Below are 24,458 nucleotides of genomic sequence, written 5' to 3'. Positions count from 1 at the left end.
CATGGCTCAGATCGGCCTCGGCACTATGTCGCTATCGCACCGCCGCAGCAGCCGATCGACCGGCATCGTCGCGAAGGTCGTGAAGCTGTCAGCGACCGCATATGGCAGCACAAGCGTCCGGCCGTGCAGCAGGGCGCCGCAGCTGTAGGCGACATTGGGGACATAGCCCTTGCGCTCGGTCGCGTCGGGGCGGACCAGCGGTTGGGTCATGCGCCCGAGCAGCTTCGACGGGTCGTCCCGGTCGAGCAGGCACGCGCCCAGCGCATAGTTGCGCATCGCTCCGACTCCATGGGTCAGGACGAGCCAGCCTTCATCGAGTTCGATCGGTGAGCCGCAATAGCCGATCTGGACGAACTCCCAGGGCCATTTCGGCTCGATAATCGTCGTTCCGGTCGGTCATTCGTACAGGTCGGTGGAGAACGAGAGCGAAATGTTCTCATTGTCCTCGCGACCGAGCATCGCGTAGCGACCGTCGATGCGGCGCGGGAAGAGCGCTCGCCCGCCTCTGCTGGGCCTCGGATCGGATCCAGCGCGAATGAGCAGAAGTCGCCCGTGCGTAGCAGCTCCTGGCGGATACCGTCGCCGCTATAGGCGGTATAGGTGCCGATCCAGGTCATCGTGCCGTCGTCATCCGCAAGGCGAACAAGGCGGAGATCTTCGATCCCATTACGCTGACTTGGCGTCGACGGGAAGATGACGATCTCTGAGAGGCCGTACCCGTCTTCGCAGCGCATCCGGACCCCGGCGGGAGCCGAACCGCCGAGCGCCGCGTCTTCGATCTGCGGCACGATCGCCCGGACGCCTTGCGGGTCCATGGCGATATTACCGGACTGATCGCGGACACCCGTCCTGAACGCGATCGAGGAGACGTGGCCCTCACCGACTGCTCGCAGCGACAGGACGAAACGTACCGCGCCTGCGGGCAGGGCCGACTGGTCGGGGCCACGATGCTCGGGTTGAACAGCGCGGCGGCCTGGTGGCCATATTCCTGGCAGAAAAGGCACCGATCAGCAGCGCGCGGTCGCCGACCACCGGAACCTGGTTGCCGATAAGGCCCTCAACCTCGGCGTAGCGCTGCCTGAACACCGCCTCGACCTGCTCATGGTGACCGGCAAAGTCCCGCATCAGCTTGCTCAGTTCGTCCGCGACGGTAGCGTCTGCGATCGCCATGACACGCGAGGCAATCCGCCTTGCCCGCGCATGATCGCCGTCCGCCCCCGGGACGTAGGGGCGGATGACGACGCGCGAAGGATCCGGTCGCAGGACGATCGAGAGGCGATCGACGAACGCGGCGTTGGTCACCCGCTTAGACGCCGAGGCTAAGTTCGGTCGCATGGCTCGGATATGGCGCGACCGGAGCGACGGCCTGAGGCGTGCCACCAAGCGTGCTGGCGAAGCCGTGGTTCACGTCGCGGTGGTGCGCTTCGTCGTCCCGGACGATCAGCACCACATCGCGCAAGGTCGCATCGTCGGCCATCTTCCAATAGTGGCGCGCGATCGCCGGTGCCGGGACGTTAGGCGAGCGACCTTCATCGATTTCCTCCAAATAGAGCGTGTAGCTTGTCACCGCCTCCTCCTCGAAATAACCGACCACGCGATGCGCGGTCTTCGAGGAAAGGAGATAGAGGATCGAGAAACCGATCAGGAACACGCCCTGGACCAGCAGGATCACTGTCCGCTCGAACCAGGTGGGCTTGGCGATCTCGATGAAGGTCATCAAGTGCATCCGCTCGTTCTCGGCCTCTTCCATCAGGGTGCGGATCCATCCGTTGTCATCGCGCATCCAGCGGAGGCATTTGAGATGCGTGAACATCGCGCCGACCATGCCGGGCACCGCCGCGACCGTCTCGAGCACGATCGCGCGGTGGCCGTAGCGCTTGGCGAAGAAGGTATCGGCACAATAGCGGAGCAGCTTGGTGAAGCCCAGCGCGAACCGGTCGGAGAAGCCTTTGGGCTGGTGATGGACGACGGGTTCCGCGGCGCGTTCGTCGGCGAGTGCGCGCGCATCCGGACGGAGGATGGAATTGGCCATGAGATGTCCTTTGGAAAATATGAGTCAGGCGTGCGTGGCGTCGATCTTCTTGCGCAGCACCATGACGGTCGGATCGCCGGGGCAGGCCGATGCGGTCCAGCCGCGCTCCCGCTCGAGTTCGATCGCTTCGTGATTGTCACGGCTCTCCATGGATTCTACTGTCCTGATCCCCTTCGAGACGGCGAAGCGGGCGACATGATCGAGCAACGTCCAGCTGATGCCGCCGCGCTTGAAATCTGCCCGGATCGCGACCGCGACCTCCGCATTGGTCAGCGTCTCGTCGGCGGCGAGCATGGCGGTGGCGACGATCAGCCCGGTCTCGGGCTCGATCGCGAGGAAATTCTCGGTGCGCTGGTGATCGACCATGACGAGCGCCTTGAGCTGGTCGTGACCGACCTTCTGGATCGCGCTCAGAAACCGGAACCGCAGGTCTTCCTTGTCCACATGCGTGAAGAATTCCGCGAGCGCGGCCTCGTCATTCGGTGAGGCGGGCCGCACATGGAAGGCGTAGCCGCTCCGCGTCACGAGGTCGGCGCTCCAGGCCTCGACCGGTGCGACCGGCCGCTGTTCGGCGGCGTTCACACGCTCGCTCACGAGTTCGGCCATCATGAATTCCCTCAGCAAGTGGGCCCGCCGGCACGTTGCGAAGGGGCACTGACCAATTAGGCGCAGTGACGCACGGGGTGCAGCGTCGGGAAACACGTAGTCCTCCCTCGCAGGACTGCGTAGTAACCGACCCTTTCAGGCATCGCGAACGCCGTTACGACCGGTGATGTCTGCCGCCCCCGGCAAGAACCCAGGAGAACTTATGCCCCAGGACCGTGCGCTGCAGGAGTCGGTACTCACCGAACTCGTTTGGGAGCCAAGCGTGAATGTCGCCCATATCGGCGTCACCGCCGATCACGGCATCGTCACCCTTACCGGGCATGTCGAGAATTTCCTGCAAAAGCGAAATGCCGAAAAGGCCACGGCCAGGGTCCGCGGCGTCAAGGCGGTCGTCGAGGAGCTGGAAGTCCGGCTTCCTTTCCCGCTGAAGCATGGCGACGAGGAGATCGCGAAGGCGGCCCTCAACCGGCTCGACTGGGAAGTCGACGTGCCGAAGGACGTCGTGACGATCCGGGTCGAGAGTGGCTGGGTGACGTTGACCGGAAGGGTCGAATGGCATTTCCAGCGGGAGGCCGCCGAGCGCGTTTTGCGCGGATTGGCCGGGGTGGTCGGCATTCAGAACGAGATCGTCACCAAGGCGCATCCGGTCGTCCAGGACGTCACCGCCGAGATCGACGCTGCCCTGCATCGCTCCAGGTTCGATCCGCGGACGATCACTGTCAGTGCGGACGCTGGGAAGGTGACGCTGAGCGGGACCGTTCCGACGCTTGCCGACCGCTACGTCGCGTGCCAGACCGCGTGGAAATCCAGAGGCACCACCGAGGTCGAGAACAACCTCGCCGTCGCTTGACCGGCGGATGAAGGATCTGGCCACCACACCGTCCGGCTCCAGGACGGGCTGGAATCGACCGCAGAAGGCCGAAGACGTGTGCTTGGGAGTACCGCATACTGTGGGTCCAGCGCTTAGGTTTTATCATTTTATCGGATGCTATGGCCGAGTTTCGCGGTCGTTTGCGCGCCTGATCCAAGAGGCTGCGTAGTTTCCGATGGTGCCGCGCATATTGGCGACCGGTAAAAGGTCCGGAGCGGCATCAGCCGCATTTCAGGAGCATTTATGTCGCAGGATCGTCAACTACAGGAAGCCGTCCTCGCCGAGTTCATCTGGGAGCCCAGCGTCAACGGTGGCCATATCGGCGTCACCGCCAAGGATGGAATCGTGACCCTCACCGGGCATGTCGAGCACTATCTCGAGAAGCGCGCCGCAGAAAAAGCGGCTGCTCGGGTCAAGGGTGTCAAGGGCGTGGCCGAGGAGATCAAGGTCGAGCTGCATTCGAGCATGCACCGGACGGACGAAGAGATCGCGAAAGCCGCGGTCGATCGTCTGGCCTGGGAGGTCACAGTGCCGCGCGACGCGGTCAAGGTGAAGGTCGAGGGCGGCCTGGTGACGCTGACCGGCCAGGTCGACTGGCATTTTCAGCAGGAAGCGGCCGAGCGCAGCGTCCGCGGGCTGATGGGCGTAATCGGGGTTTTCAACCAGACGACGATCAAGCCGCGCGCCGATGCGGTCAATATCGGCCACAACATCGACCGGGCACTGCATCGCTCCTGGTTCGATCCCAAGACCATCACCGTCACGACCCAGGGCGGCAAGGTCAAGCTGACCGGCACCGTCGACACCCCGGGCGACCGCATGGTTGCCGGCGCGACCGCCTGGGGCGCGGTGGGCGCGACCGAGGTCGAGAACGACCTCATCATCGCGTGATGTGACCGGCCGGGACCGCCCGCGATACATCGCGGGCGGTCCCGGCACCGAGGTCTCGCACCTTTAAAACGATCCGGATCCCGAAAGGACCAGCCAGGTGACCTACCAGAGCTTCAATCCGTTCGATGGCACGCTCATCGAAAACTTCGCCGATCTGTCGGACGTGGATTTCGAAGTGAAGCTGGCTGCGGCCCAGATATGTTTCGAGACATGGCGGCACACGAGCTACGCCGATCGCGCCGCCATCATCGCTCGGGCAGCCGATCTGCTCGACGACAGGCCGAGGCGTTCGCTCGGACGATGACGCTGGAGATGGGCAAGCGGATCGGCGAAGCGCGCGGCGAAGTCGCTTTCAGCGCGCGCATCCTGCGCTATTATGCGAAGAATGCAGAACGTTTCCTCGCACCGACCTAGCTCGACCCGACCGTCGGCGAAGCTCATATGGAAAGCAGCCCGATCGGCGTCGTCTTCTGCGTCGAGCCGTGGAATTTCCCCTATTACCAGCTCGCCCGGATCGCCGGTCCGCACCTTATGGCGGGCAACACGCTCGTCGTGAAGCACGCCGGGATCGTGCCAGGATGCGCGAGATGAGTGACTTTCGTTTTCTCCATGCGGCTCTCGGGATTAGCGCGGATGAAGCCCGGCGGCATTCTCGGCGTTGAAGATCACCGGAGCAAGCTCGCTACCCCACAGGAATCGGTCGCAAAGAGTGGTTACGTCCGCCAGGATTATGCGATCGCCGTGATCGAGCGTGCCGCGTTCAAGCTCGTGGGGACATCGGCAGTAGCCGCAAACCCCAAAGACACCACCAATTGGCCCAAGGGCGTGTGGACGCTCCGGCCAACCTACGCGCTTGGGGCCACCGACCGTGCGAAGTATCAGGCGATCGGCGAGGGTGATAATTTCGAGCTAAAGTCCGTAAGGTGGGCCGCTGACTTGGATAGCATCGAAGCAGGACCCCGCTATAATCGATCTAAGCAATTGTAAAAGCTAATAGAGATGAGATTAAAGGTAGTCCTGATCGGCGCCGATCTTAACCCCTAAAAAATCGTATTCTTTCCCGTTTCAGATGGTTGTACCGCGAATGGACGGGTCCCGCTTCGATGCTTATCCACATTCTGATTGCATAAATGAATCCAGTTCGGTGTATATGATGCCGACTTAGACATTTATTGTGACGACATCCGGTTATAGTTACCAGCATTCACTGCCGCTACGTAGCAAACGATAAAGCCATATGCCTCTTGATGATGTAACTACTTTAGCAGAAAGCGCGTTCTACAGTGCCAGTCCAGTCTGCTATTTGAAAGCCTGTGCATCAGATAGACGACAGCGTTAGTACGTAATTGCCAATGACGAAATAACGCTTTTGCTGACAGCCGTGGTGCTTGTGTCGCACATCAACGCCGATGCTTGCCGATCGGCGTTGGTGAGGTCGATGAGGGTAGCGTTCGATATGCCCAATAGGCGGAGCGAATCGACCAGCTTACGGGGCAGCAATGCGGCCGCCGCACATCCCGACGATGATGGCAGTGGCGATTACCGCGCTGGCGGACGCGCAGGCGAGCCATAGACGATCCGCCGTCCGCCGATTGGTGCCGTGCGCGATCAGAACGCCCCTGAGGCCCGAGCTCAGATGCGCGAGGACGAAGAATATGCCGAGCAGATAGTGCGGCAGCAGCCGGATGTTCCAGGCGTCGTGGATCAGTCCGGTCGGCGCGCCGGTCGCGAAGGCCCAGCCGGTAGGGATGCCGAGATACGTCCGCGCATAGAGGAAGACCGAGTTCATGTGGCCGAGGATGAAGACCGAAAGGTAGACGCCCGAAGCGACCTGGAAGGTCTTCTGAAAATCCAGCGCCGTCACGCTCCACCGCCAGGCGAGGTACAGGCCGCTGGCGACCTGGAAGAGCATCAGGGCGACCAGCAGCGGTTCGATAAAAGGTGCGCGGTAGACCTTGCGGCCCAGGTCCATCACCGCCGCATGCGCGTCCGGCCCGATCAGGCCGAACAGATGGTTGATGATATGGAAACCGACATAGAGCAGGACGATTGCACCGGTGATCCCATGGACGACCCGCCAGCGACCGATGGCCGGAGCCGGGCGTGCGGCCGAACCGTACGGTCTCGACCACACCCACAAGGCCGCGCCAGACCAGAACACGCACCAGACCAGCTCGTCGGGCAGGATGCTCCCCGCCATCGCCTGCACCACGCCCAGGAACACATAGACCGTGGGCGCGACCACGCAGGCATAAGCGAGCCGCCGCGCGCTCGTACCAACATGCTCGCGGGTGGCGAAGACCAGGCCCAGCGCCGGCACGGCCAGGATGCAGGCGAGCATGGCCGCCGCGGCGACGACGGCCGATGCCGCCAAGCGGGTCTCCGGCGGCCCGACGACGGAATGAAAGGCGTCGAGCAGGAGCGGGTAGCAGATGGCGGCAAGCGCGGGCGTCAGGTCGAACGCCTGCGCTCGTCCTGCCGGAATGTCGCGTTCGTCACGCAGCGGCCCGGCGATCTCAGATGATGTCATGGAATCCTCGTTCATGCGTAAGGCAACGGTGATCCGCCTCGAAGCGCGGTGCACCCGAAATTCAGCCACCGTTTTTTTCGAAAACCCGATGATCTGGTCTTTGATGGACAATCCCCCGCTGCATATATAGAATTTCGAAAGGGGGAAGGCGGAGCGGATGCGGCAAATGGAAAGTGGCGTCCCGAAGCGTGCGATCCCGGAAGATAGCCCATCTTTGTCGCGGGTGGCTTACACCCGCCTGCGGGAGGACATTCTTTCCAACGCGTTGGAGCCCGATCAGCCCCTTCGCCTGGAGTTTCTGCGCGAGCGCTATGGGTTGAGCTTCTCGCCGCTGCGCGAGGCGTTGAACCAGCTGCAGGTCGAACGGCTGGTGTCGTCGACGTCGAACCGCGGGTTCCGCGTGGCGACCGTGTCGCTCAAGGAGATGTGGGATGCGATCGATACGCGCATCCTCATCGAGACCGAGGCGTTGCGGCAATCGCTCGCGCATGGCGACGACGATTGGGAGGGCGATCTCGTCAGCAGCCTGCATGCGCTCGACAAATGCCGGCGGCGGCTGGCCGACCAAAACGAACCGCCAACGCCCAAGGATCTCGAGACGCTGGAAGCGCGGCACCAGCAGTTCCACGGCGGCCTGCTCGGCGCCTGCCCGTCGGTGTTGCTGATTCAGCTCAGCGCGACGCTGTATGCGCAGACCGAGCGCTACCGCCGGCCTCTGCTGTCGACTTCCGCGCCGGAGACCGTCGGCGCGATGGGGCCGGACGACGAGCACCGTGCGATGACGGCGGCGGCGCTCGATCGCGATGCGGAGACCGCCGTCGCCCTGTTGCGACGCCATCTCACGAGTACCGGCCAGTTCATCGAAGCCGCGCATCGCCGCAAGGCGGCCAGCCTGCCGCCGATCGACCTCAAGGCAAAGCGCGCCGCCTGATATTCAGGGCCCGACCATCGGCTCCAGCGCGCCGCGCAGATCGTCGGGCCACGCGAGCGACGTGCCGCTGGCAAGCGCAATACAGACGATTACAAGCTTGACGGTCAGGCGGGTCGTACCTTCCGCGGCGAACAGCACGTCGAGCGCCAAGCTGCTGCGGCCGAGCCGCGTCGGGGTCACTTCGATCTCCAGCAACGTGCCGAGCCGGGAGGGTGCGGTGAACTCGGTGTGCAGGCTGGCAGTCGGCAGGCCAATTCCACGATCCAGGTGGAGGCTGGCAAAGTCCGCGCCGACGGCTTGGGCGAAGAAATCCTCGATCGCCGCGTTCAGCATCTCGAAATAGCGCGGATAGAAGACGATCCCCGCGGCATCGACGTGCGCGAAGCGGACCAGGCTGGTGGTGGTGAAGCTCATCGCACGCCCTCAGCCTGCCGGAGCGTCGGCGCGCGCCGACAGGGTACGAGCGAGCTGCGACACGCCGAGCGCATAAGCGTCCGGGACATGCACGCCGCGATAGCCCGAAGCTGCCGCCGCCCGCAACGTCCACATCGGGTCGGCGAGATGGGGCCGGCCAAGTGCGACCAGGTCCGCGCGGCCCGCGGCGAGGATCGAATTGACGTGATCGGGTTCGTAGATGTTGCCCACCGCCATCGTCGCCACCCCGGCCTCGTTGCGGATGCGGTCCGACAGCGGCGCCTGATACATGCGGCCATAGACGGGCCTGGCGTCCGGCGTGGTCTCGCCCGACGAGACATCGACCAGATCGACCCCGGCAGCGGCGAGCGCGCGCGCGATCTCGACCGCGTCGACCGCCTCGATGCCGCCCGGGCCGACCCAGTCCTGCGCCGAGATGCGAACCGCCAGCGGCTTGTCATGCGGCCAGGCGGCGCGCACCGCGCGGACGACCTCCAACGGATAGCGCAGTCGATTAGCGAGCGTGCCCCCATAATCGTCGGTGCGGGCGTTCATCACCGGGGTGATGAAGCTCGACAGCAGATAGCCATGCCCGGCCTGCACCTCGATCAGATCGAAGCCCGCCGCATCGGCGTGCCGCGCGGCGGCGACGAAGGCATCGCGCACCCGGTCCATATCCGTGCGGTCCATCGCCGCCGGCACCGCGTCGTCCGGCCCCCAGGGCTGGGCGGAGGCCGCGAGCCGCGCCCAATCGGCCACCGCGTTGGCCTCGCCCGGCGACGCCATCCCCGCCTTCGGCCCGGCATGACCGAGCTGGATGCCGATCTTCGCGCCACCATTCAAATGCGCGAAATCGACGATCCGCCGCCACGCCGCGACCTGATCGGCGGTGTAGATGCCCGGGCAGCGGATGGTGTTGCGGCCTTCGGGCAGGATCGCGGTCATCTCGGTCATCACCAGTCCCGCGCCGCCCTGCGCGCGCGCGCCATAATGGACGAGGTGGAAATCGCCGGGCAGGCCGTCGACCGCACGATAGGTCAGCACCGGCGAGACGACGACGCGGTTCGCCAGCGTCATGCCGCGCAGCCGATAAGGCGCGAACATCGGCGGCACCGCCTTGTCCAGCCCCACGCGCGCCGCGAACCAGCCCTCGACGCCTTCGAGCCACGCCGGATCGCGCAGCCGCAGATTTTCGTGGCTGACGCGCTGGCTGCGGGTGAGCAGCGCATAAGCGAACTGGAGCGGCGCGAAGCCGGTATAGCGGTCGAGCGTCTCGAACCATTCGGTCGAGTTGCGCGCGCTGTTCTGGATCCGCAGCACCTCGATCTTGCGGACCTCCTGATAGTCGAGGAGCGCGGCGCGGAGCAGAGCGGGGTCGTCGAGACCGGGCCGTTCGAGCACCTCGGCCAGCTTGATCGCATCCTCCAGCGCCAGCTTGGTGCCCGAGCCGATCGAGAAATGCGCGGTGTGCGCGGCGTCGCCGAGCAGCACGACATTGCCGTCCGACCAGCGCTCGCACGTCACGCGCCGGAAGTTGATCCACGCATCGGGCCCACGCAGATGCGCCATGTTGCTGATCAGCGGCGCGCCCTCCAGATGGCGCGCGAAGATGCGCTCCAGCGCGCGCCGCGCCTCGTCCGCCGCCATCGTGTCGAAGCCCAGGCCGCGCCACGTTTCCTCCGAACATTCGGCGATGAAGGTCGAGGTATCGGCATCGAAGCGGTAAGCGTGCGCCCAGATCCACCCCGCCTCGGTCCGTTCGAATAGGAAGGCGAAGGCATCGAAGATCTTGCGCGTGCCGAGCCATACGAATTTGTTCGCGCGCACGTCGATTTGCGCGCCGAACGTCTCGGCGCGGGCGGCGCGGATGCGGCTGTTCACCCCGTCCGCCGCGACGATAAGGTCATAATCGTCGAAACCGGACAGATCGTCGCCGAAATCGGTTTCGAACCGCAGGTCGATATCGAGATCGCGGGCGCGGTCCTGCAGGATGTTGAGCAGGCGCTTGCGGCCGATGCCGATGAAGCCATGGCCCGACGAGCGGATCGTCTCGCCCCCGATCGCGACGTCGATATTGTCCCAATGCGCGAAGCTGTCGGCGATCGTCGCCGCGCTGACGGGATCGTTGGCGCGTAGGTTCTGCAGCGTCTGATCGGAGAACACGACCCCCCAGCCGAACGTGTCGCTGGCGCGATTGCGCTCGATCACCGTAATCCGGTGCGCGGGATCGCGGACCTTCATCGAGATGGCGAGGTAGAGCCCCGCGGGCCCGCCGCCCAGACACGCCACCCGCATCGATCCGCTCCTCCTTGCTACCGGGCTGCTGCGGCATGTTTGCGACAATAGCAATTATTTTCGAAAAAGATTGCGCCGCGATCCTTATTCTCCGATGTTCAGCGAAGAAGCGGGGATCCAGGCAGCGATGTTCGAAACCTACAATGCCGCCAGCGACCTGATCGACCGCAACCTGCCGCGCCGCGCGGACAAGGTCGCGTTCGTCGACGACGCGGGCAGCTACACGTTCGCCGAACTGTCGGAGCGCGTGGACCGGTTCGCCGGGCATCTCGGCGTGCTCGGCATCGGTCAGGAAGCGCGGATCTTGCTGTGCCTGGAGGACGGGATCGACTTCGTCACCGCGGCGCTGGGCGCGATCAAGGCCGGGGTGGTGCCGGTGATGGTCAATCCGCTGCTGACCTCGGACGACTATGCGTATCTGCTCGACGATTGCCGCGCCGTGGCGCTGGTCGTGTCGGCGGCGCCATGGATAGCGCTGTCGCCGATCCGCGCCGACCGGACGTTTCTGAAGCATGTCGTGTTCGCCGGCGAGGGCGCTCCGCCCGGTGCGACGCCGATGGCCGAGGCACTTGCCGCCGCCCCGCCCCGACGCCACGCCGCGCCGACCCGGGCGGACGAACCGTGCCTATGGCAATATTCGTCGGGATCGACCGGCCGGCCCAAGGGGACGATCCACCTGCACGGCAGCATCGCGGCGCTGACCGAACTGTACCCGCGCCAGATCCTCGCGCTGAACGAGGCCGACGTGACGTTCTCGGCGGCGAAACTATTCTTCGGCTATGGCTTCGGCAACGGACTGATCTTCCCCCTGGCGACCGGGGCGACCGCGATCCTGATGGCGGAGCGGCCGACCCCGGCGGCGGTGTTCGCGCGGCTGCGCGCGCATCGGCCGAGCGTGTTCTACGGGGTGCCGACGCTCTACGCCACGATGCTGGCGTCGCCCGAGGCACCGATCGCGGAAATGTCGGCGCTGCGCGTCTGCACTTCGGCCGGAGAGGCCTTGCCGGCCGATTTGGGCGAGCGCTGGCGCGCCCGCTTCGGGGTCGACATCCTCGACGGCATCGGATCGACCGAGATGTTCCACATCTTCCTCTCCAACCGCCCCGGCGACGTCCGCCACGGCACGACCGGCCGCCCGCTCGACGGGTTCGAGCTGGCGCTGCTCGACGAGACCGGCCAGCCGGTGCCGCACGGGGAGGTGGGAGAATTGCATATCAAGGGGCCGACCGCCGCCTCCGCCTATTGGGCGAGGCAGGAGAAGAGCCGCGAGACCTTCCTAGGCGCCTGGACACGCAGCGGCGACAAGTTCCGGCAGGACGCTGACGGCCGCTACGTCTATTGCGGGCGATCGGACGACATGCTGAAAGTCGGTGGCATCTACGTTTCGCCGTTCGAGGTGGAAAGCGCGCTGATCGGCCATCCCGACGTCGCCGAGGCGGCGGTGGTCGGTTGGCGCGACGATGCCGACCTGGTCAAGCCCAAGGCGTTCGTGGTGCTGGCCGGCGCAACCGCCGGGCGCGACATGGCGGCCGAGCTGAAGGCGCATGTGAAGAGCCGTCTGGCGCCGTACAAATATCCGCGCTGGTTCGAGTTCGTCGACGCGCTGCCCAAGACCGCGACCGGCAAGATCGAGCGGTACAAGCTGCGGCAGCGCCCGCCGGCGTAGACTTACCCGGTTCCGCCATCCGCCCGCGCCAGCCAATCGGCATAATTCGGCCGCGCCATCTGGAACAGGTCGGTCGAGCGCGCGTACCAGCCGCTGCCGTGCATCCGCGCGATCAGCTTCATCGCCGGCGTGTCGAGATGGTGGCGCTCCGCGTCGAGCACGAACGCATCCGCAACATGCGCGACGAGCACTTCGCCGATCACCACCGACTGGCCCGGGCCAGTCTCCAGCAGGTGCAGCGTCCGGCATTCGAAGCTGACCGGCGCGCCGGCGATGCGCGGCGGCGCGACCGCGGTGGAGTGCAGCGCGGCAAGCCCGGCGCAGGCGAGTTCGTCGACGTCGGGCGGCGCGTCCATGCAGGTGACGTTCATCGCCTCGGCTTGATCCTCGCAGACGAGGTTGACGATGAATTCGCCGTTGTTGCGGATGTTGGTCGCGGTATCCTTGAAGCCGCCGCCGGCCCCGCGCAACAGACCGAGCGCGATTGTCGGCGGATCGTCGCCCATCATGTTGAAGAAGCTGTACGGCGCGGCATTGACGACGCCCGCGGCCGACACGCTGGTCACCCACGCGATCGGCCGCGGCGTGATCGAACTGCCCATCAGCTTGTAGCGCGCGGCCTGAGGCAGGGTGCGGAAGTCGAACTCCATGTCAGCCGCCGGTGATGCGCGCGACCGGCGGACGGGCGCGCTCGTCTACCGTCAGTTGGAAGACGTCGGGCCGCGCATAATGGCCGGCGACATCGAAATCGTAGCGGGCGCGGACGATCTCGCCCAGGTCGATATCGGCATAGAGGATCGTTTCACCGCCATGATCCGGCCCGGCCAGGACTTCGCCAAGCGGCCCGACGATCATGCTGCCGCCGCGCATCAGCACCGTCTCCGGATCGTCGCCGAGCGCGCAGTCATAATCCGCCGGATAGGCGCCGCGCCGGATGTGCTGACAGGCGCTGAGCACGAAGCACCGCCCCTCCAGTGCGATGTGCCGCATCGTCGCCGCCCAGCCGTCGCGATCATCGGCGGTGGGCGCGCAGTAGATGGTGATGCCCTTGTCGTACATCGCCATGCGCAGCATCGGCATGTAATTCTCCCAGCAGATCACCGCGCCGATCCGGCCGAGCCCGGTCTCGAACACCGGCATCGTCGATCCGTCGCCGAAGCCCCAGATCAGGCGTTCCGCGGCGGTCGGCATCAGCTTGCGATGCTTGCCGACCAGTCCGTTCGCGCCATCGACCAACAAAGCGGTGCAATAGAGCGTGGCGCCGTCGCGCTCGATACATCCGATCACCACGAACACGCCGGTCTCGGCCGCCGCCGCCAGCAACGTGTCGAGCGCCGGTCCCGCCAGGTCGAGCGCCGCCGCATGATAGGCCGCGAACGCCGCGCGCCCCTCCGGCTTGCGCAGGCCGACCGGCGTGCCGAACGACGCACCCTTGGGATATCCGCCGAGCAGCGCCTCGGGAAAGACCGCGAGCCGCGCGCCGTTCGCGGCGGCCTCGCGCACCAGGCGCGCGGCCTTGGCAACGCTGGCGTCGATGTCGAACGGCACCGATGCCGCCTGCACGACGGCGGCCCTGTAGCTGGTCACGTTTGCAGTCCTTCACCTTTGGCGCAAGTCTACCGTAGGCATATTTATATACAATAGCCCATTCTTTCGAAAATCCGTTGACACCCTTGATACGCCTCCGCATACCCTCCGCCAATCGAAAGGCGCGCGCAAATGGCTGAGGCCGGCTACGACCAATATCGCGAAGACCGGATCGGCCGCGCCAACGTCGCGGACACGCCCGCGCTGGTCGACTTCTACGAAGACCTAGATAGGCTGAGCGCGGGCGCGTTGTGGACCGTTGCGAACAAGATCGAGCCATGGCAGCCCGCGCCGCCGAGCGTGCCCATGCTGTGGCGCTATGCGGACCTGCGCCCGCATGTGCTGCGCGCGCTGGAGCTCGTCACGCCGGAAAAGGCCGGGCGCCGCGTCGTGTATCTGCTCAACCCCGGCCGGCGCGAGATCGATGCCGCGGTCGGCTTCCTCTATACCGGGCTGCAGGTGATGAACGCCGGCGAGGTCGCGTCGAGCCACCGCCATTCCGCCTCGGCGCTACGCTTCATCATGGAGGGCGAGGGCGCCTATACCGTCGTCGATGGCACCGAGATCACGCTCGGCGCGAACGACTTCGTACTGACCCCGAACGGCACCTGGCACGAGCATGGCGTGCGCGAGGGCGGCACCGCCTGCATCTGGCAGGACGGGCTCGATATCCCGCTGATGAACGCGCTCGACGCCAATTTCTACGAGGTGCATCCCGAGCTCGCGCAGGCCCGCACCGAGCCGGTCGATGCCTCGACCTCGATTTGGGGCCATCCCGGCCTGCGCCCCGCCGGGCAGGAATGGTCGCGCCGCTATTCCCCGCTGCTGCGCTACGAATGGGCGCGGACCTATGAGGCGCTCAACGATTATGCGCGGGTCAGCGACGGCTCGCGCTTCGACGGCATCCACTTCGACTTCGTCAACCCGGTGACCGGCGGCGCGGTGATGCCGACGATGGGCGCGAGCATGCAGATGCTGCGCCCCGGCGAGCGGACGCAGGCGCACCGCCAGGTCGGCAGCTTCGTCTTCCAATGCGCCAGGGGTTCGGGTTCGGCGGTGATCGGCGGGCGGCATTATGCGTTCGGCGAGCGCGATATCTTCTGCGTGCCGTCCTGGACCTTCCACGAATTCGCCAACGGATCGCAGAGCGAAGATCTGTGCCTGTTCTCGTTCCACGATCTGCCCGTGATCCGCGCGCTCGGCCTCTATCGCGAGGAAGCGTATGGCGAGAACGACGGGCACCAGCCGGTCCTGTCCTGACCGCGTGACGTCCCTCCTGAAAGGTAAACGACGACAATGCGCCTGGTGACCTATCGCGCCACGATCGAGGCGGCCGCACGGCTCGGCGCGCTCGTCGACGATCTCGTGGTCGACCTCGAAGAATATGGCCGGAGCGTGGGGGTGATGCTGCCTTCGCGAATGCTGGACTTCATCCGGCTGGGACCGCAGGCGGTGGCGGCAGTGAACGCGCTGTTCGCGAAGACGGCGGGGCAATGGCCGATCGGCGTGGCGCTGCCGCTCGCCGGCGTCCGCCTGCTCGCGCCGATCCCGCGCCCGGCCAAGAACCTCTTCGGCATCGGCCTCAACTATATCGACCATGTCGCCGAATCCGCCCAGGCGCTCGAAACCTCGCCCGAGCTGCCGAAGCAGCCGGTCATCTTCACCAAGCCGCCGACCAGCGTGATCGGTCCCGACGACCCGATCGTCCACCGCGCCGACATCACCCAGCAACTCGACTGGGAGGTGGAACTTGGCGCGATCATTGGCCGCACCGCGAAACGCGTGTCGGTCGCCGACGCGCTCGCTCATGTGTTCGGCTATACCGTCGTGATCGACATGAGCGCGCGCGACTGCCGCCGCGCCGGCCAGTGGGTCTATTCGAAGGGGCAGGACAGCTACGCGCCGATCGGCCCGTGCATCGTGACGGCGGACGAGATCCCCGATCCGCAGACGCTGGACCTGTGGCTGAGTGTAAACGGCGTCGAGAAGCAGCGGTCGAACACCAGCCACATGCTGTTCAAGGTCGACGAACTGATCGCCGACATCTCGCAGGGGATCACGCTGGAACCCGGCGACATCATCGCCACCGGCACGCCCGAAGGCGTCGGTGCGGGTCGCACGCCGCAGGAGTGGCTCTGGCCAGGTGACGTGATCGAGGCGGGAGTGGAGCACATCGGCACGCTGCGTCACTCAGTTGTGGCGGGTTGACCGGCCCCCGCACGGATCTTGGCGGGCAGCGTGGGTCATGCGAAGGTAGCGTTGAATGAACATCCGCTTCCTCGAAACATTGGTCTGGCTGACCCGGCTGCGCAGCTTCAGTCGCACCGCGGAGAAACTGAACACCACGCAGCCTGCGGTATCGAGCCGGATCAACAAGCTCGAGGAGCTGCTGGGCGTCCAGCTCTACGATCGCGGCGAGCGACGTTTCGAGCTGACCCAGGCCGGCCGGCGGATCCTGCGCCATGCCGAGGAGATCGTCACGCTGTCGGCCGAGCTGAGCGATCTGGCGCGGACCGAGAACGTCTTCGATACGCCCGTGTCGATCGGCGTGATCGAGATGGTCACGATGTCATGGCTGCCGCTCTTCATCGGCGAGGTGACCGCCGCGATGCCGACCGCGACGCTGTACTTCGGCACCGGAACCAGCCGGCAATTGATCCAGGAGCTGCGGGACGACCGGATGGACCTGATCTTCGTTGTCGGGCCGCTGGACGAGCCGCACGTCGCGACCCGGCCGGTCTGCATCCTGGGCCAGGACTGGACGGCCAATCCGCGCGCCTTCGATTGCGAATCGCCGATCGACGTGGTCGAATTGTCGCGGCTCCAGGTGATTCTGCAAAGAACGGGCAGTTCCGGCTATGATATGATGATGGAGTATTTCAAGAGCTACGGCATCCTCAACATGCCGGTCCGTGAGGGGCGGCTGACCATCGATTGCGCCTATTCCATGGTGACGGCGATCGAATTGGTAAAGGCCGGGCTGGCGATCATGCCGCTGCCCCCGGCGTTGATCCGCGATCACCTGGCCCGCGGCGATCTTTCGCCGATGAACGTCCGCCAGGCGCTGCCGTCGGTCAACATCGTCGCCTGCTGGAAACGACCGTTAAAAAAGCCGCTTGTGGAACATCTGACCGAACTCGCCTGCCAGGCCGTTGCTACCTATGCCGAGACTTGCGATCCCGCCCATCTGCGCCCGACGTGAGGGGTCAGGCAATCTCGAACGATCACTTTTTCTGATGCAGGATCATAAGAACTCGCCATTCGACCTCGTGTCGGCGCTCTGTTGATATGTCGTTCGCCATCGATCCACGCGGCGGCATGACCGCCGATGAGGGAGACCGGCGCGCTGCCTTCCGGACGGAGAGTCATCGAATGCCTGAAAAGAATCGTCGCGAAGGACCGGGTTTGGCGGATTGGCTGATCGTCTTTTTACTCGCCGGCGCAGCGATCTTCTCATTTGTCGACCGCTTTGTCCTTTCCCTGCTGACGGAACCGATCAAGCATGATCTCGGGCTCAGCGACGTTCAGCTCGGATTGTTGTCGGGCGTCGGGTTCGGCTTGTTCTACGCCACCTTGGGCTTGCCGCTTGGCTGGCTGGCGGATCGATGGTCGCGGAAAGGCACGATCGTCGGGGGGATCGCCATCTGGAGCGCAGCCACCGCCCTTTGCGGCTTCGCGGCGAATTTTACCCAGTTGATGATTGGGAGGATCGGTGTGGGCGCGGGGGAAGCGGCACTGGTCCCGTCGAGCTACGCCATCATTCACGACCGCTTTTCCAGGGGCCGCCTAAACCTTGCCTTTGCCGTTTTCCAGATCGGCGGCTTGGTTGGTGCTGGTCTCGCAATGCTGACGGCCGGCATCGTCTACGCGTATTTCGTGGCCGGAGGCGGCGCCTGGATTCCGTTCGTCGCGGACCTGCGGCCGTGGCAGCAGACCTTTGTCGTGGCGGCGCTCCCAGGCGTCCTCTTCGTGATCGCCTTCCTCGTGATGAAGGAGACCAGACGACTTTCCGGCGCACGATCCGACGACGGTGTCGCTATTGCCAACGATCCGCTCGCGCGCATCGGCGTCTATGCGCTGCTGTTCGTCGGGATGGCAGGCCTCATCGCATGCAGTTACGCGATGATGAGTTGGTTTCCGGCCATCCTATCCCGAGAGCTGCACTGGTCGCCAAAAAGGATCGGCCTGCTGTATGGCCTCACGCTGCTGGTGGTCGCGCCGGCCGGTGTGCTGTCCGGCGGTTTCATCGCCGACGCTCTGCACAAGCGCGGCAGGCAGGACTCGCACGTCATCGTACCGTTGGCAACGGCCTGCCTCTCCATTCCACTGTTCGCATTGTTCGAGTTTGCGAGCGGCGGCGCGCAACTGCTAGTGTCGGCGGGGTGTCTCCATTACGTGCTGGGATTGCCGCTGGGGGTCGCCCCTGCGCTGATCCAGCGCATCACCCCGGTCGACAGGCGCAGCAGGACCTCAGCCGTTTATGTCCTGTGCTGCAACGCCTTCGGCACCGGCATAGGACCGGTCATGATCGGTTGGCTCTCGGGTCTGGGGGCCGGATCGCCGCACCCCCTGCGCACAGCCGTTTGCGTCACGGCCTCGGCGGCGGCGCTGATGGCGACGATCCTTTTGTTCAGGCTGAGATCGGCGATGCTTGGCCCAGACGCAGCAAGCCCATCGCAGTGCCTGCCACGCGGTGATCTGCAGCCCCAGCGTCGCGCGGAGCCGGCGTTCCGCCTGAAGGCGGCGTCTCCAGCTCTTCGTGTGGTCGGCAAAGAAGATTGATTGGCCCTCCAGGCGTTGCCCCGAGCTTTCGACGACCAGAAAGCGATGTGTTCGCTCGACCTCGGATCGATCACTCGCCCACGGGGCGATCCTGCGGTGCGAAGCCTAAATGTCATAAAATAATCTTTTATTGCAGAATTGAGAAACGCGATTGGACGGTGATTGGACGCGTGGTCAAAATCGTTTCCACAGGTGTCGGGATATGAATTCGAGCATTAGCTAGCGCGCCATGCTCTGTTTGGTGTGTCAGACTATGCCGGCTAGATCGTATTACGAGCGGTATGTCGGCAGGTAGCGTGAAAAGCTATATACTAGGCGAAGATGATATACGCCGCCCGATCATAAAGATGGAACAACATCGACTGCGGCGGCGGACTTCGTAATGAATATTAACTTAAAGGGGGCAGTCATGAAGCATGTGTTGCTAAACGCAGGATCCGTCGCAGTATTTGCATTCGTACTCGGCGTCCAGACTCCAGCCTTTGCTCAAGCCCAGACGACCGACGCTGGGGATTCGACTGCCAAACCTATTTCCGCTCCGTCTGCGGCTCCCGTCAAGGATGTATCGCAATCGGCAACTGACGCCGATATCGTCGTAACCGCCCACACGGGGCAGACGTCGATGGCCGGCGGCGGCATGATCGCCATCCAGACCGTGCCGGTCGTTCGCACGACCGTCGGCCAAGGCTTCATAGCCAAGCAAAGTCCTCTTCAAAATTCGTTGGCGTCCATTCGCTTCGCGCCGGGTGTCGATGTCGGTCAGGACAATCCTTTCGGATTGTCGGAGCGCAGCGACCTGTCGGTGCGCGGCATCGGCCAGACCCAGATGGGTTTCGTGGTAGAAGGCGTTCCGGCTGGCGATCCCAACAGCTACCTTCCCGATACGAACGAATGGATCGACAACGAAAATATCAGGGCCGTTGCCATCACGCAGGGCACCAGCGATTTGTCCTCTCCCGTCATCAGCGCATCCGGCGGCCTCGTCGACGTTCAGATGCGTGATCCCAGCAAGGAGGCGGGCGGAACCGTTTCGCTGAGCCGCGGCAGTTATGCCTCGTACCGAGGGTTCATCCGGCTCGAGACCGGTGATATTGGATCAAGCGGCCTCCGGGGAATGGCTTCCTTTTCGTATAACAAAGCGGACAACTGGCGCGGGACTGGCGACAGCAGACGCAAGCATGTCGATCTAAAGCTGGTCAAGGACTGGAACGATGATTCGAAGTCCGAGCTTCTTTTTCAGTATAACTCGCTCTTCGATCAGCGGTCTAGCATTCCTACGTTAGCTCAGTTTCAGGCCCTTGGCGACAATTCGAATTACGCCGATACATACATCTTCGGGCAGACCAATTATTACGCCTTCATGCCGTTCGGACGGAAGCTCTATGTGGTGGCCGCACCATCTACCATCCGTCTCGGCAACGCCGTTAGCCTGAATGTAACTCCGTATTACAGGTACGGATTTATCGGCAGCGGCGGCGAGTCGTTTCTGAATACCGCGTCACTATACTACGGCAATCAACTCTACACATCTGCTGCCAACGTTCCCTACACCGTCGCCGGCAAGTTTAACGCTCTGGCGGTAGTGAATCAAAAGCAATATGAACCCGGCGTAAACGCATATGTCACTGCGACGGCGGGCCTTAACGTCTTTACTGCGGGCATCTGGTATGACCGCCTTCACCAGGTCACCGTTTCGCCATTCGCTGCCGTTGATCAAAATGGCGTCGCCATCAACCAGGACAGCCTCCTGAACGGGCGGGGCGGCCCTTCGGTTGCGGTCGGAAACAGCCTTACGGTCGCTGCCCAGAACTACGCCTTCAACCGCGACATTATCGCCGGATACCTGTCGGATGATTTGACGCTGATGGGAGACCGGCTGAAGATTTCCGGCGGAGTGAAATACATTGTGAACACCGTGAAGGGCCAAAGCTACCTTCCGGGATCAAGCCCGCCAGTGGACGTGTCTTATCATCTCGTTACTCCCCGCATCGGGGCGACGTTCAAGATTGGTCAACATGGACAGATATTTGCGGACCTGGTAACCAATGCGCGGCCACCGACGCCTGGCCCGACATATTTCGATAGCTTCAACGTCTCAACCGGTGGCCGAACGTATTTCGGTGCACCTGGCACTCCGGCGGAATTCTCCTTTCAGCAGGAAATCGGTTATCGCTACCAGGGAGTGTTCAACCTATCCGTGGCGGCTTTCCATAACCTGCTGCGCAACCATCAGGTCAATACCATCGTGATAGCCAATGGCGCGCTCTTTCAATCATCAATCTCGGCCGGCAAGGAAGAGATTTATGGCGTGGATGCCGAGTTCGGTCTGCGGCCACTGCACAACTTCAGCCCGTATGTTTCTGCACAATATCTGCATGCCGAGACAAAAGATGACTTTCAGGTCGGGGCCGACTACCTTCCCACGCGAGGTAAGACCGCCGTCCGCATTCCAGAGTTCCAGGCGTCAGCTAACTTGACATATGACAACGGAGCGCTCTTTGTAACCTTGTCGGAAAAATACAATGGTTCGCAGTATTCTACCTTCATGAACGACCAGAAAATGCCGTCATATAAACAGACGGACTTCAGCATTGGATACCGCTTCCCCAGTTTCTCACTTGTAAAGCGCCCGACGATTCAGCTCAACCTCGTCAACCTCTTCGATGGCGCTTATCTGGGTTCTATCGCCAGTCCAACGGGCAACGCCGTAGCCACGGTTGGCAGAAACGGAACCGTGATTGCTGCATCACAACCGACCTATTACGAGAACGCTAAGTTTATAGCCATGGTGACCCTCAAGACGGACTTCTGATTGGCCTTTGGGCGGCGATCTCAACCGGCAAGCCCCTAGGTTCACCGCAGGCTCCTGTCGGCAGACTAGTGGGAATTGCGGGCGATCGTCCGCTTGTTCAAAAGATCAACGAGACGGGTCAATGCCACTTCTATAGTATCGACACTCGCGTTGCCAAACCCGAGAATCAAGCCGGCGGCTTCTGGTTGGCCGAGGTAGTTTTGCCGCAAGCCATAGAGGCCCAGATCGGCAGCCTCCGCCGCTTGGATCAGCTGATCTTCGTTTTCGTGCGGGGAAAGGAGTATGCAACTGTGCAGTCCAGCGCTGCTGGGTAGAAGCTCCGCACCCGCGTCAGCCAATGCGTCCGTGAACCCATGCAGCATCGCATGGCGCTCGCGATAGATCGCAGCCATTTTTACGATATGACGGCTGAACAGACCGCTGCTCATGAATTCCGCCAGGACCGATTGCGACGTCGTGTCGGAATGTCGGTCCGACAGCCACCTCGCACGGACAAGTACATCGCGCAGCTCGGCGGGTACGATGAGATAGCCCAGTCGGATCCCGGGCATCAGGTTCTTGGAGAACGTGCCCACATAAATGACCCGGCCCATCGCATCCGACGCTTTTAATGCGGGCAGTCTTTCGCGCGAGTAATTATACTCGCTATCGTAATCATCTTCGATGATGAACGCCCTATGGCAATTTGCCCAGCTAAGAAGCTCGCGGCGTCGCTGGATCGTCATCGTCCCCGCGAGAGGATATTGATGTGACGGCGTGACGTAGGCGATGGCCGTCCCATCCGGAATCTCCGCCACCTCCAGTCCTTCGCGACCGACCGTCACCGGGCACAGCGCTGCCCCGGCAGCCTTGAAGGTCAGAATGGCGGGAAGGTAGCCGGGATCCTCCACCGCAACCTTTTGACCGGGTGCAATCAAGACGCGCGCGATCAGATCAAACGCCTGCTGAGCGCCCGAGGTTACGATTACGTTGTCGCCATTTCCCGCGATGCCGCGTGACCTGGCCACGTACTGGGCGATCTGCGCTCGGAGTTCCGCATCGCCCTGGGGATCGCCATAAGGCCCGATCATGCTGCGAAGCGTCTTGAGCTTTCGCGCCGCACTGAGCCGCCATTCGTCGAAGGGTATGAGACGCAGGTCAGGTAGACCGGGACGGAGGTCGAACTGGCACCCCGCCCGGCGGGCCGACATATCAAGCACCGGAAGTTGACTGGCCCAGTCGCTCAGCTTCACGTCTTCCAGCGGTGTCGCTTGCAGCTGCGGCGGCGGCTGCCCTGCGGCGGCTACCGATGTCCCGACCGCCGGTATGGTCACGACGTAGCCCTCGTCCGACAAAAGCGTGATCGCGTCCAGGACCGAGTTGCGCCCCACACCGAGCTGGCTGGCAAGATCACGTGACGAGGGCAGGGTTTCGCCGGCGGCCAGGCGACCGGCGCGGATCGCATCGCGGATCGCATCGGCGATCTGCCGCCCGATTGTCGCTCCTTCCCGAAGCGTGATAGAAATCTGCAGCTGCTTCCTGCGCATTTGACTGGCCCCACGACGCCGCGTTTACTGGTCCTTCCGCAAGAAGGACCAGTTTCATAACACTGCTTCGATCAAAAGCGATGACCCGTCGAGGAGCCTGAAGATGGAAGCGACTGCCACGGCAAAGCTGGAGCGGACCAGTCGTACGAAACTCAAGCGATTTCCGGGACGCGGCAAATTCGATCGTGCCAGTATCAACGCCATTCTCGACAAGGCGGTATTGGGTCATCTGGGGTTCGACAATGGATCGCCGTCGGTGTTGCCGATGGCCTTCTGGCGCATCGACGATCACGTCTATTTCCATGGATCGCAAAAGAACCGCCTGTTCGGTTCGGTGCGCCCAGATGGGCAATGTTGTTTCGTCGCAACGATTCTGGACGCCTTCGTGGCTGCCCGCGCTGCTCTGCACCACTCGGTGAACTATCGCTCGGTCATCATTTACGGGGAACCGGTGGAGGCCGCCGAGCGAGTGGAGAAGCTGGCGGCGCTCGAACAATTGATCGAAAAGTTCTATCCCGGCCGCTGGCCACACATCCGGCAACCGTCCGAGGAAGAGCTTCAGATGGTTTGCGTCATGAAGCTGCCGATCGAGGAAGCGTCCGCCAAAATCCGCGAAGGTTTTCCAAACCCCTATCCGGAAGATTTTCATCTTCCTGTCTGGGCGGGCGTCATCCCCGTCAAGAACGGTATTTCCGAACCGTTGCTCGATCCCAACAGCGCCGCCGATACTCCAGTTCCAGATTTCTCACACCTTGCCCGCCTGGTCGATCCCACTGCCGACTGACATGGAATGGAGGCTTATTATCGAGCGACATGCACCTCGGTCTCGGAAATGCGGACATAAGGGGACGTAGATGACAAACTTGTTGGTAACCGATCGCCAAGGCAACGATCATCAGATCGCGGCCGATCTTGGAATATCTCTTATGGAGGCAATCCGAGCAACCGTCGGTGAAATCGAAGCTATCTGCGGAGGATGCCGATCCTGCGCGACTTGCCATGTGTACGTGGACGAACGCTATAGCGCTTTTATACCGCAAATTACCGAGGAAGAGGACGACATTCTCGAAAACTCCGACCACCGTCGGCCAATGAGCCGGCTTTCATGTCAAATCCCAGTATCGGACGAGATGAGCGGTATGCAGGTGACAATTGCTCCGGAAGAATGACCCAGGACGCCTAAGGTGCTGTAATGTATCGACTTACGCGACTTGTACGCTAAAATCGTGGCGGCGAGCCAGTTGCTTTGCAGTTGTGTGACCAAGGTTCGGTGAGGCAAGGTCAGCCGCTGGCCTTGATGAGGAGGTTCGCGCGTTGACGTCGCCTCCGCTTTCGAGGGACAAGCAGCGCCGATGACCGAAGCTATTCAAGCGTGATCTTTCGCGCAACAAATTTCATGGCCGATGTCTTTTGCGCGTATGTATTAATAACAGTGAATACATCCAATCCGTAGTCGTCATTAGAGTCGCTTTCTATTTATTTGAATCGCCTGGGGGATTCCCAATCGGCTTGAGA

At 63.1% G+C, this 24,458-nt stretch carries 20 protein-coding genes and 2 pseudogenes; 13 read left to right on the top strand and 9 right to left on the bottom strand.

Annotated elements, in window-relative coordinates; genetic code table 11:
* Nucleotides 1-6: 6 nt before the first annotated feature.
* From ACFE7D_RS06745 to ACFE7D_RS06735, 3 genes and pseudogenes are all read right to left on the bottom strand, one after another.
* Nucleotides 7-1,335: pseudogene (locus ACFE7D_RS06745) on the bottom strand (glycoside hydrolase family 130 protein).
* A complete protein-coding gene (locus tag ACFE7D_RS06740; RefSeq protein WP_375394660.1) occupies nucleotides 1,307-2,032 on the bottom strand; it encodes an alternative oxidase in 726 nt (241 codons plus the stop codon). Before ACFE7D_RS06740 ends, ACFE7D_RS06745 begins: the two are co-directional and overlap by 29 nt.
* Before the next feature lie 24 nt (nucleotides 2,033-2,056).
* Entirely contained in the window at nucleotides 2,057-2,638 is a 582-nt protein-coding gene (locus ACFE7D_RS06735) for a GNAT family N-acetyltransferase (RefSeq protein ID WP_375394659.1), read from the bottom strand.
* A 202-nt stretch (nucleotides 2,639-2,840) separates the two neighbouring features.
* Here ACFE7D_RS06735 and ACFE7D_RS06730 point away from each other — a divergent pair, with 202 nt between their 5' ends.
* From ACFE7D_RS06730 to ACFE7D_RS06715, 4 genes and pseudogenes are all read left to right on the top strand, one after another.
* Entirely contained in the window at nucleotides 2,841-3,488 is a 648-nt protein-coding gene (locus ACFE7D_RS06730) for a BON domain-containing protein (protein WP_375394658.1), read from the top strand.
* A 264-nt stretch (nucleotides 3,489-3,752) separates the two neighbouring features.
* The gene (locus ACFE7D_RS06725; protein ID WP_375394657.1) at nucleotides 3,753-4,400 is read left to right on the top strand and encodes a BON domain-containing protein; all 648 of its coding nucleotides are present in this window, start codon (nucleotides 3,753-3,755) and stop codon (nucleotides 4,398-4,400) included.
* Between the two features lie 97 nt (nucleotides 4,401-4,497).
* A pseudogene (locus ACFE7D_RS06720) lies at nucleotides 4,498-4,991 on the top strand (aldehyde dehydrogenase family protein).
* Nucleotides 4,992-5,387, top strand: a complete 396-nt coding sequence (locus tag ACFE7D_RS06715; RefSeq protein ID WP_375394656.1) for a hypothetical protein — start codon at nucleotides 4,992-4,994, stop codon at nucleotides 5,385-5,387.
* A gap of 499 nt (nucleotides 5,388-5,886) precedes the next feature.
* Here ACFE7D_RS06715 and ACFE7D_RS06710 read toward each other — a convergent pair whose 3' ends face one another.
* Nucleotides 5,887-6,930: a hypothetical protein gene (locus tag ACFE7D_RS06710; RefSeq protein WP_375394655.1), complete on the bottom strand. Its 1,044-nt coding sequence runs from the start codon at nucleotides 6,928-6,930 to the stop codon at nucleotides 5,887-5,889.
* A 157-nt stretch (nucleotides 6,931-7,087) separates the two neighbouring features.
* Here ACFE7D_RS06710 and ACFE7D_RS06705 point away from each other — a divergent pair, with 157 nt between their 5' ends.
* A complete protein-coding gene (locus tag ACFE7D_RS06705; protein WP_375394654.1) occupies nucleotides 7,088-7,861 on the top strand; it encodes a GntR family transcriptional regulator in 774 nt (257 codons plus the stop codon).
* Nucleotides 7,862-7,864: 3 nt separating this feature from the next.
* On the opposite strand, the gene ACFE7D_RS06700 is transcribed toward ACFE7D_RS06705, so the two are convergent.
* Entirely contained in the window at nucleotides 7,865-8,275 is a 411-nt protein-coding gene (locus tag ACFE7D_RS06700; RefSeq protein WP_375394653.1) for an acyl-CoA thioesterase, read from the bottom strand.
* Nucleotides 8,276-8,284: 9 nt separating this feature from the next.
* A complete protein-coding gene (locus ACFE7D_RS06695) occupies nucleotides 8,285-10,570 on the bottom strand; it encodes a bifunctional salicylyl-CoA 5-hydroxylase/oxidoreductase (protein WP_375394652.1) in 2,286 nt (761 codons plus the stop codon).
* A gap of 94 nt (nucleotides 10,571-10,664) precedes the next feature.
* Here ACFE7D_RS06695 and ACFE7D_RS06690 point away from each other — a divergent pair, with 94 nt between their 5' ends.
* The gene (locus ACFE7D_RS06690; RefSeq protein WP_375394651.1) at nucleotides 10,665-12,236 is read left to right on the top strand and encodes a benzoate-CoA ligase family protein; all 1,572 of its coding nucleotides are present in this window, start codon (nucleotides 10,665-10,667) and stop codon (nucleotides 12,234-12,236) included.
* 2 nt (nucleotides 12,237-12,238) lie between these two features.
* Here ACFE7D_RS06690 and ACFE7D_RS06685 read toward each other — a convergent pair whose 3' ends face one another.
* Together ACFE7D_RS06685 and ACFE7D_RS06680 are read right to left on the bottom strand one after the other, a co-directional pair.
* Entirely contained in the window at nucleotides 12,239-12,886 is a 648-nt protein-coding gene (locus ACFE7D_RS06685) for a flavin reductase family protein (protein WP_375394650.1), read from the bottom strand.
* A 1-nt stretch (nucleotide 12,887) separates the two neighbouring features.
* Entirely contained in the window at nucleotides 12,888-13,823 is a 936-nt protein-coding gene (locus ACFE7D_RS06680; protein ID WP_375394649.1) for a carbon-nitrogen hydrolase family protein, read from the bottom strand.
* 132 nt (nucleotides 13,824-13,955) lie between these two features.
* Here ACFE7D_RS06680 and ACFE7D_RS06675 point away from each other — a divergent pair, with 132 nt between their 5' ends.
* The 5 genes from ACFE7D_RS06675 to ACFE7D_RS06655 all read left to right on the top strand — a co-directional run bounded on the left by ACFE7D_RS06675 (nucleotide 13,956) and on the right by ACFE7D_RS06655 (nucleotide 21,417).
* Nucleotides 13,956-15,083 carry a cupin domain-containing protein gene (locus tag ACFE7D_RS06675; protein WP_375394648.1) on the top strand — a complete coding sequence of 376 codons (1,128 nt, stop codon included), beginning with the start codon at nucleotides 13,956-13,958 and terminating at the stop codon, nucleotides 15,081-15,083.
* Between the two features lie 36 nt (nucleotides 15,084-15,119).
* Entirely contained in the window at nucleotides 15,120-16,031 is a 912-nt protein-coding gene (locus ACFE7D_RS06670; RefSeq protein WP_375394647.1) for a fumarylacetoacetate hydrolase family protein, read from the top strand.
* Between the two features lie 55 nt (nucleotides 16,032-16,086).
* Nucleotides 16,087-17,025, top strand: a complete 939-nt coding sequence (locus tag ACFE7D_RS06665) for a LysR family transcriptional regulator (RefSeq protein ID WP_375394646.1) — start codon at nucleotides 16,087-16,089, stop codon at nucleotides 17,023-17,025.
* Between the two features lie 86 nt (nucleotides 17,026-17,111).
* The gene (locus ACFE7D_RS06660) at nucleotides 17,112-18,605 is read left to right on the top strand and encodes an MFS transporter (RefSeq protein ID WP_375394645.1); all 1,494 of its coding nucleotides are present in this window, start codon (nucleotides 17,112-17,114) and stop codon (nucleotides 18,603-18,605) included.
* 409 nt (nucleotides 18,606-19,014) lie between these two features.
* Nucleotides 19,015-21,417, top strand: coding sequence for a TonB-dependent receptor (locus ACFE7D_RS06655; RefSeq protein WP_375394644.1), 2,403 nt, complete (start codon nucleotides 19,015-19,017; stop codon nucleotides 21,415-21,417).
* Between the two features lie 65 nt (nucleotides 21,418-21,482).
* Here the strand turns inward: ACFE7D_RS06655 and ACFE7D_RS06650 are convergent, their stop codons facing one another.
* Nucleotides 21,483-22,943 (bottom strand): PLP-dependent aminotransferase family protein, encoded by a 1,461-nt coding sequence (locus tag ACFE7D_RS06650; RefSeq protein WP_375394643.1) that lies wholly within the window; start codon nucleotides 22,941-22,943, stop codon nucleotides 21,483-21,485.
* Nucleotides 22,944-23,046: 103 nt separating this feature from the next.
* Here ACFE7D_RS06650 and ACFE7D_RS06645 point away from each other — a divergent pair, with 103 nt between their 5' ends.
* Both ACFE7D_RS06645 and ACFE7D_RS06640 read left to right on the top strand, forming a co-directional pair.
* Nucleotides 23,047-23,727 carry a pyridoxamine 5'-phosphate oxidase family protein gene (locus ACFE7D_RS06645; protein ID WP_375394642.1) on the top strand — a complete coding sequence of 227 codons (681 nt, stop codon included), beginning with the start codon at nucleotides 23,047-23,049 and terminating at the stop codon, nucleotides 23,725-23,727.
* A gap of 70 nt (nucleotides 23,728-23,797) precedes the next feature.
* A complete protein-coding gene (locus tag ACFE7D_RS06640; RefSeq protein WP_375394641.1) occupies nucleotides 23,798-24,112 on the top strand; it encodes a 2Fe-2S iron-sulfur cluster-binding protein in 315 nt (104 codons plus the stop codon).
* Nucleotides 24,113-24,458 lie beyond the last annotated feature (346 nt).

Origin of the sequence: uncultured Sphingomonas sp. (genome assembly GCF_964244235.1) — a bacterium.
Lineage (GTDB): Bacteria > Pseudomonadota > Alphaproteobacteria > Sphingomonadales > Sphingomonadaceae > Sphingomonas.
This window is presented reverse-complemented; position numbering and strand designations above follow the sequence as displayed.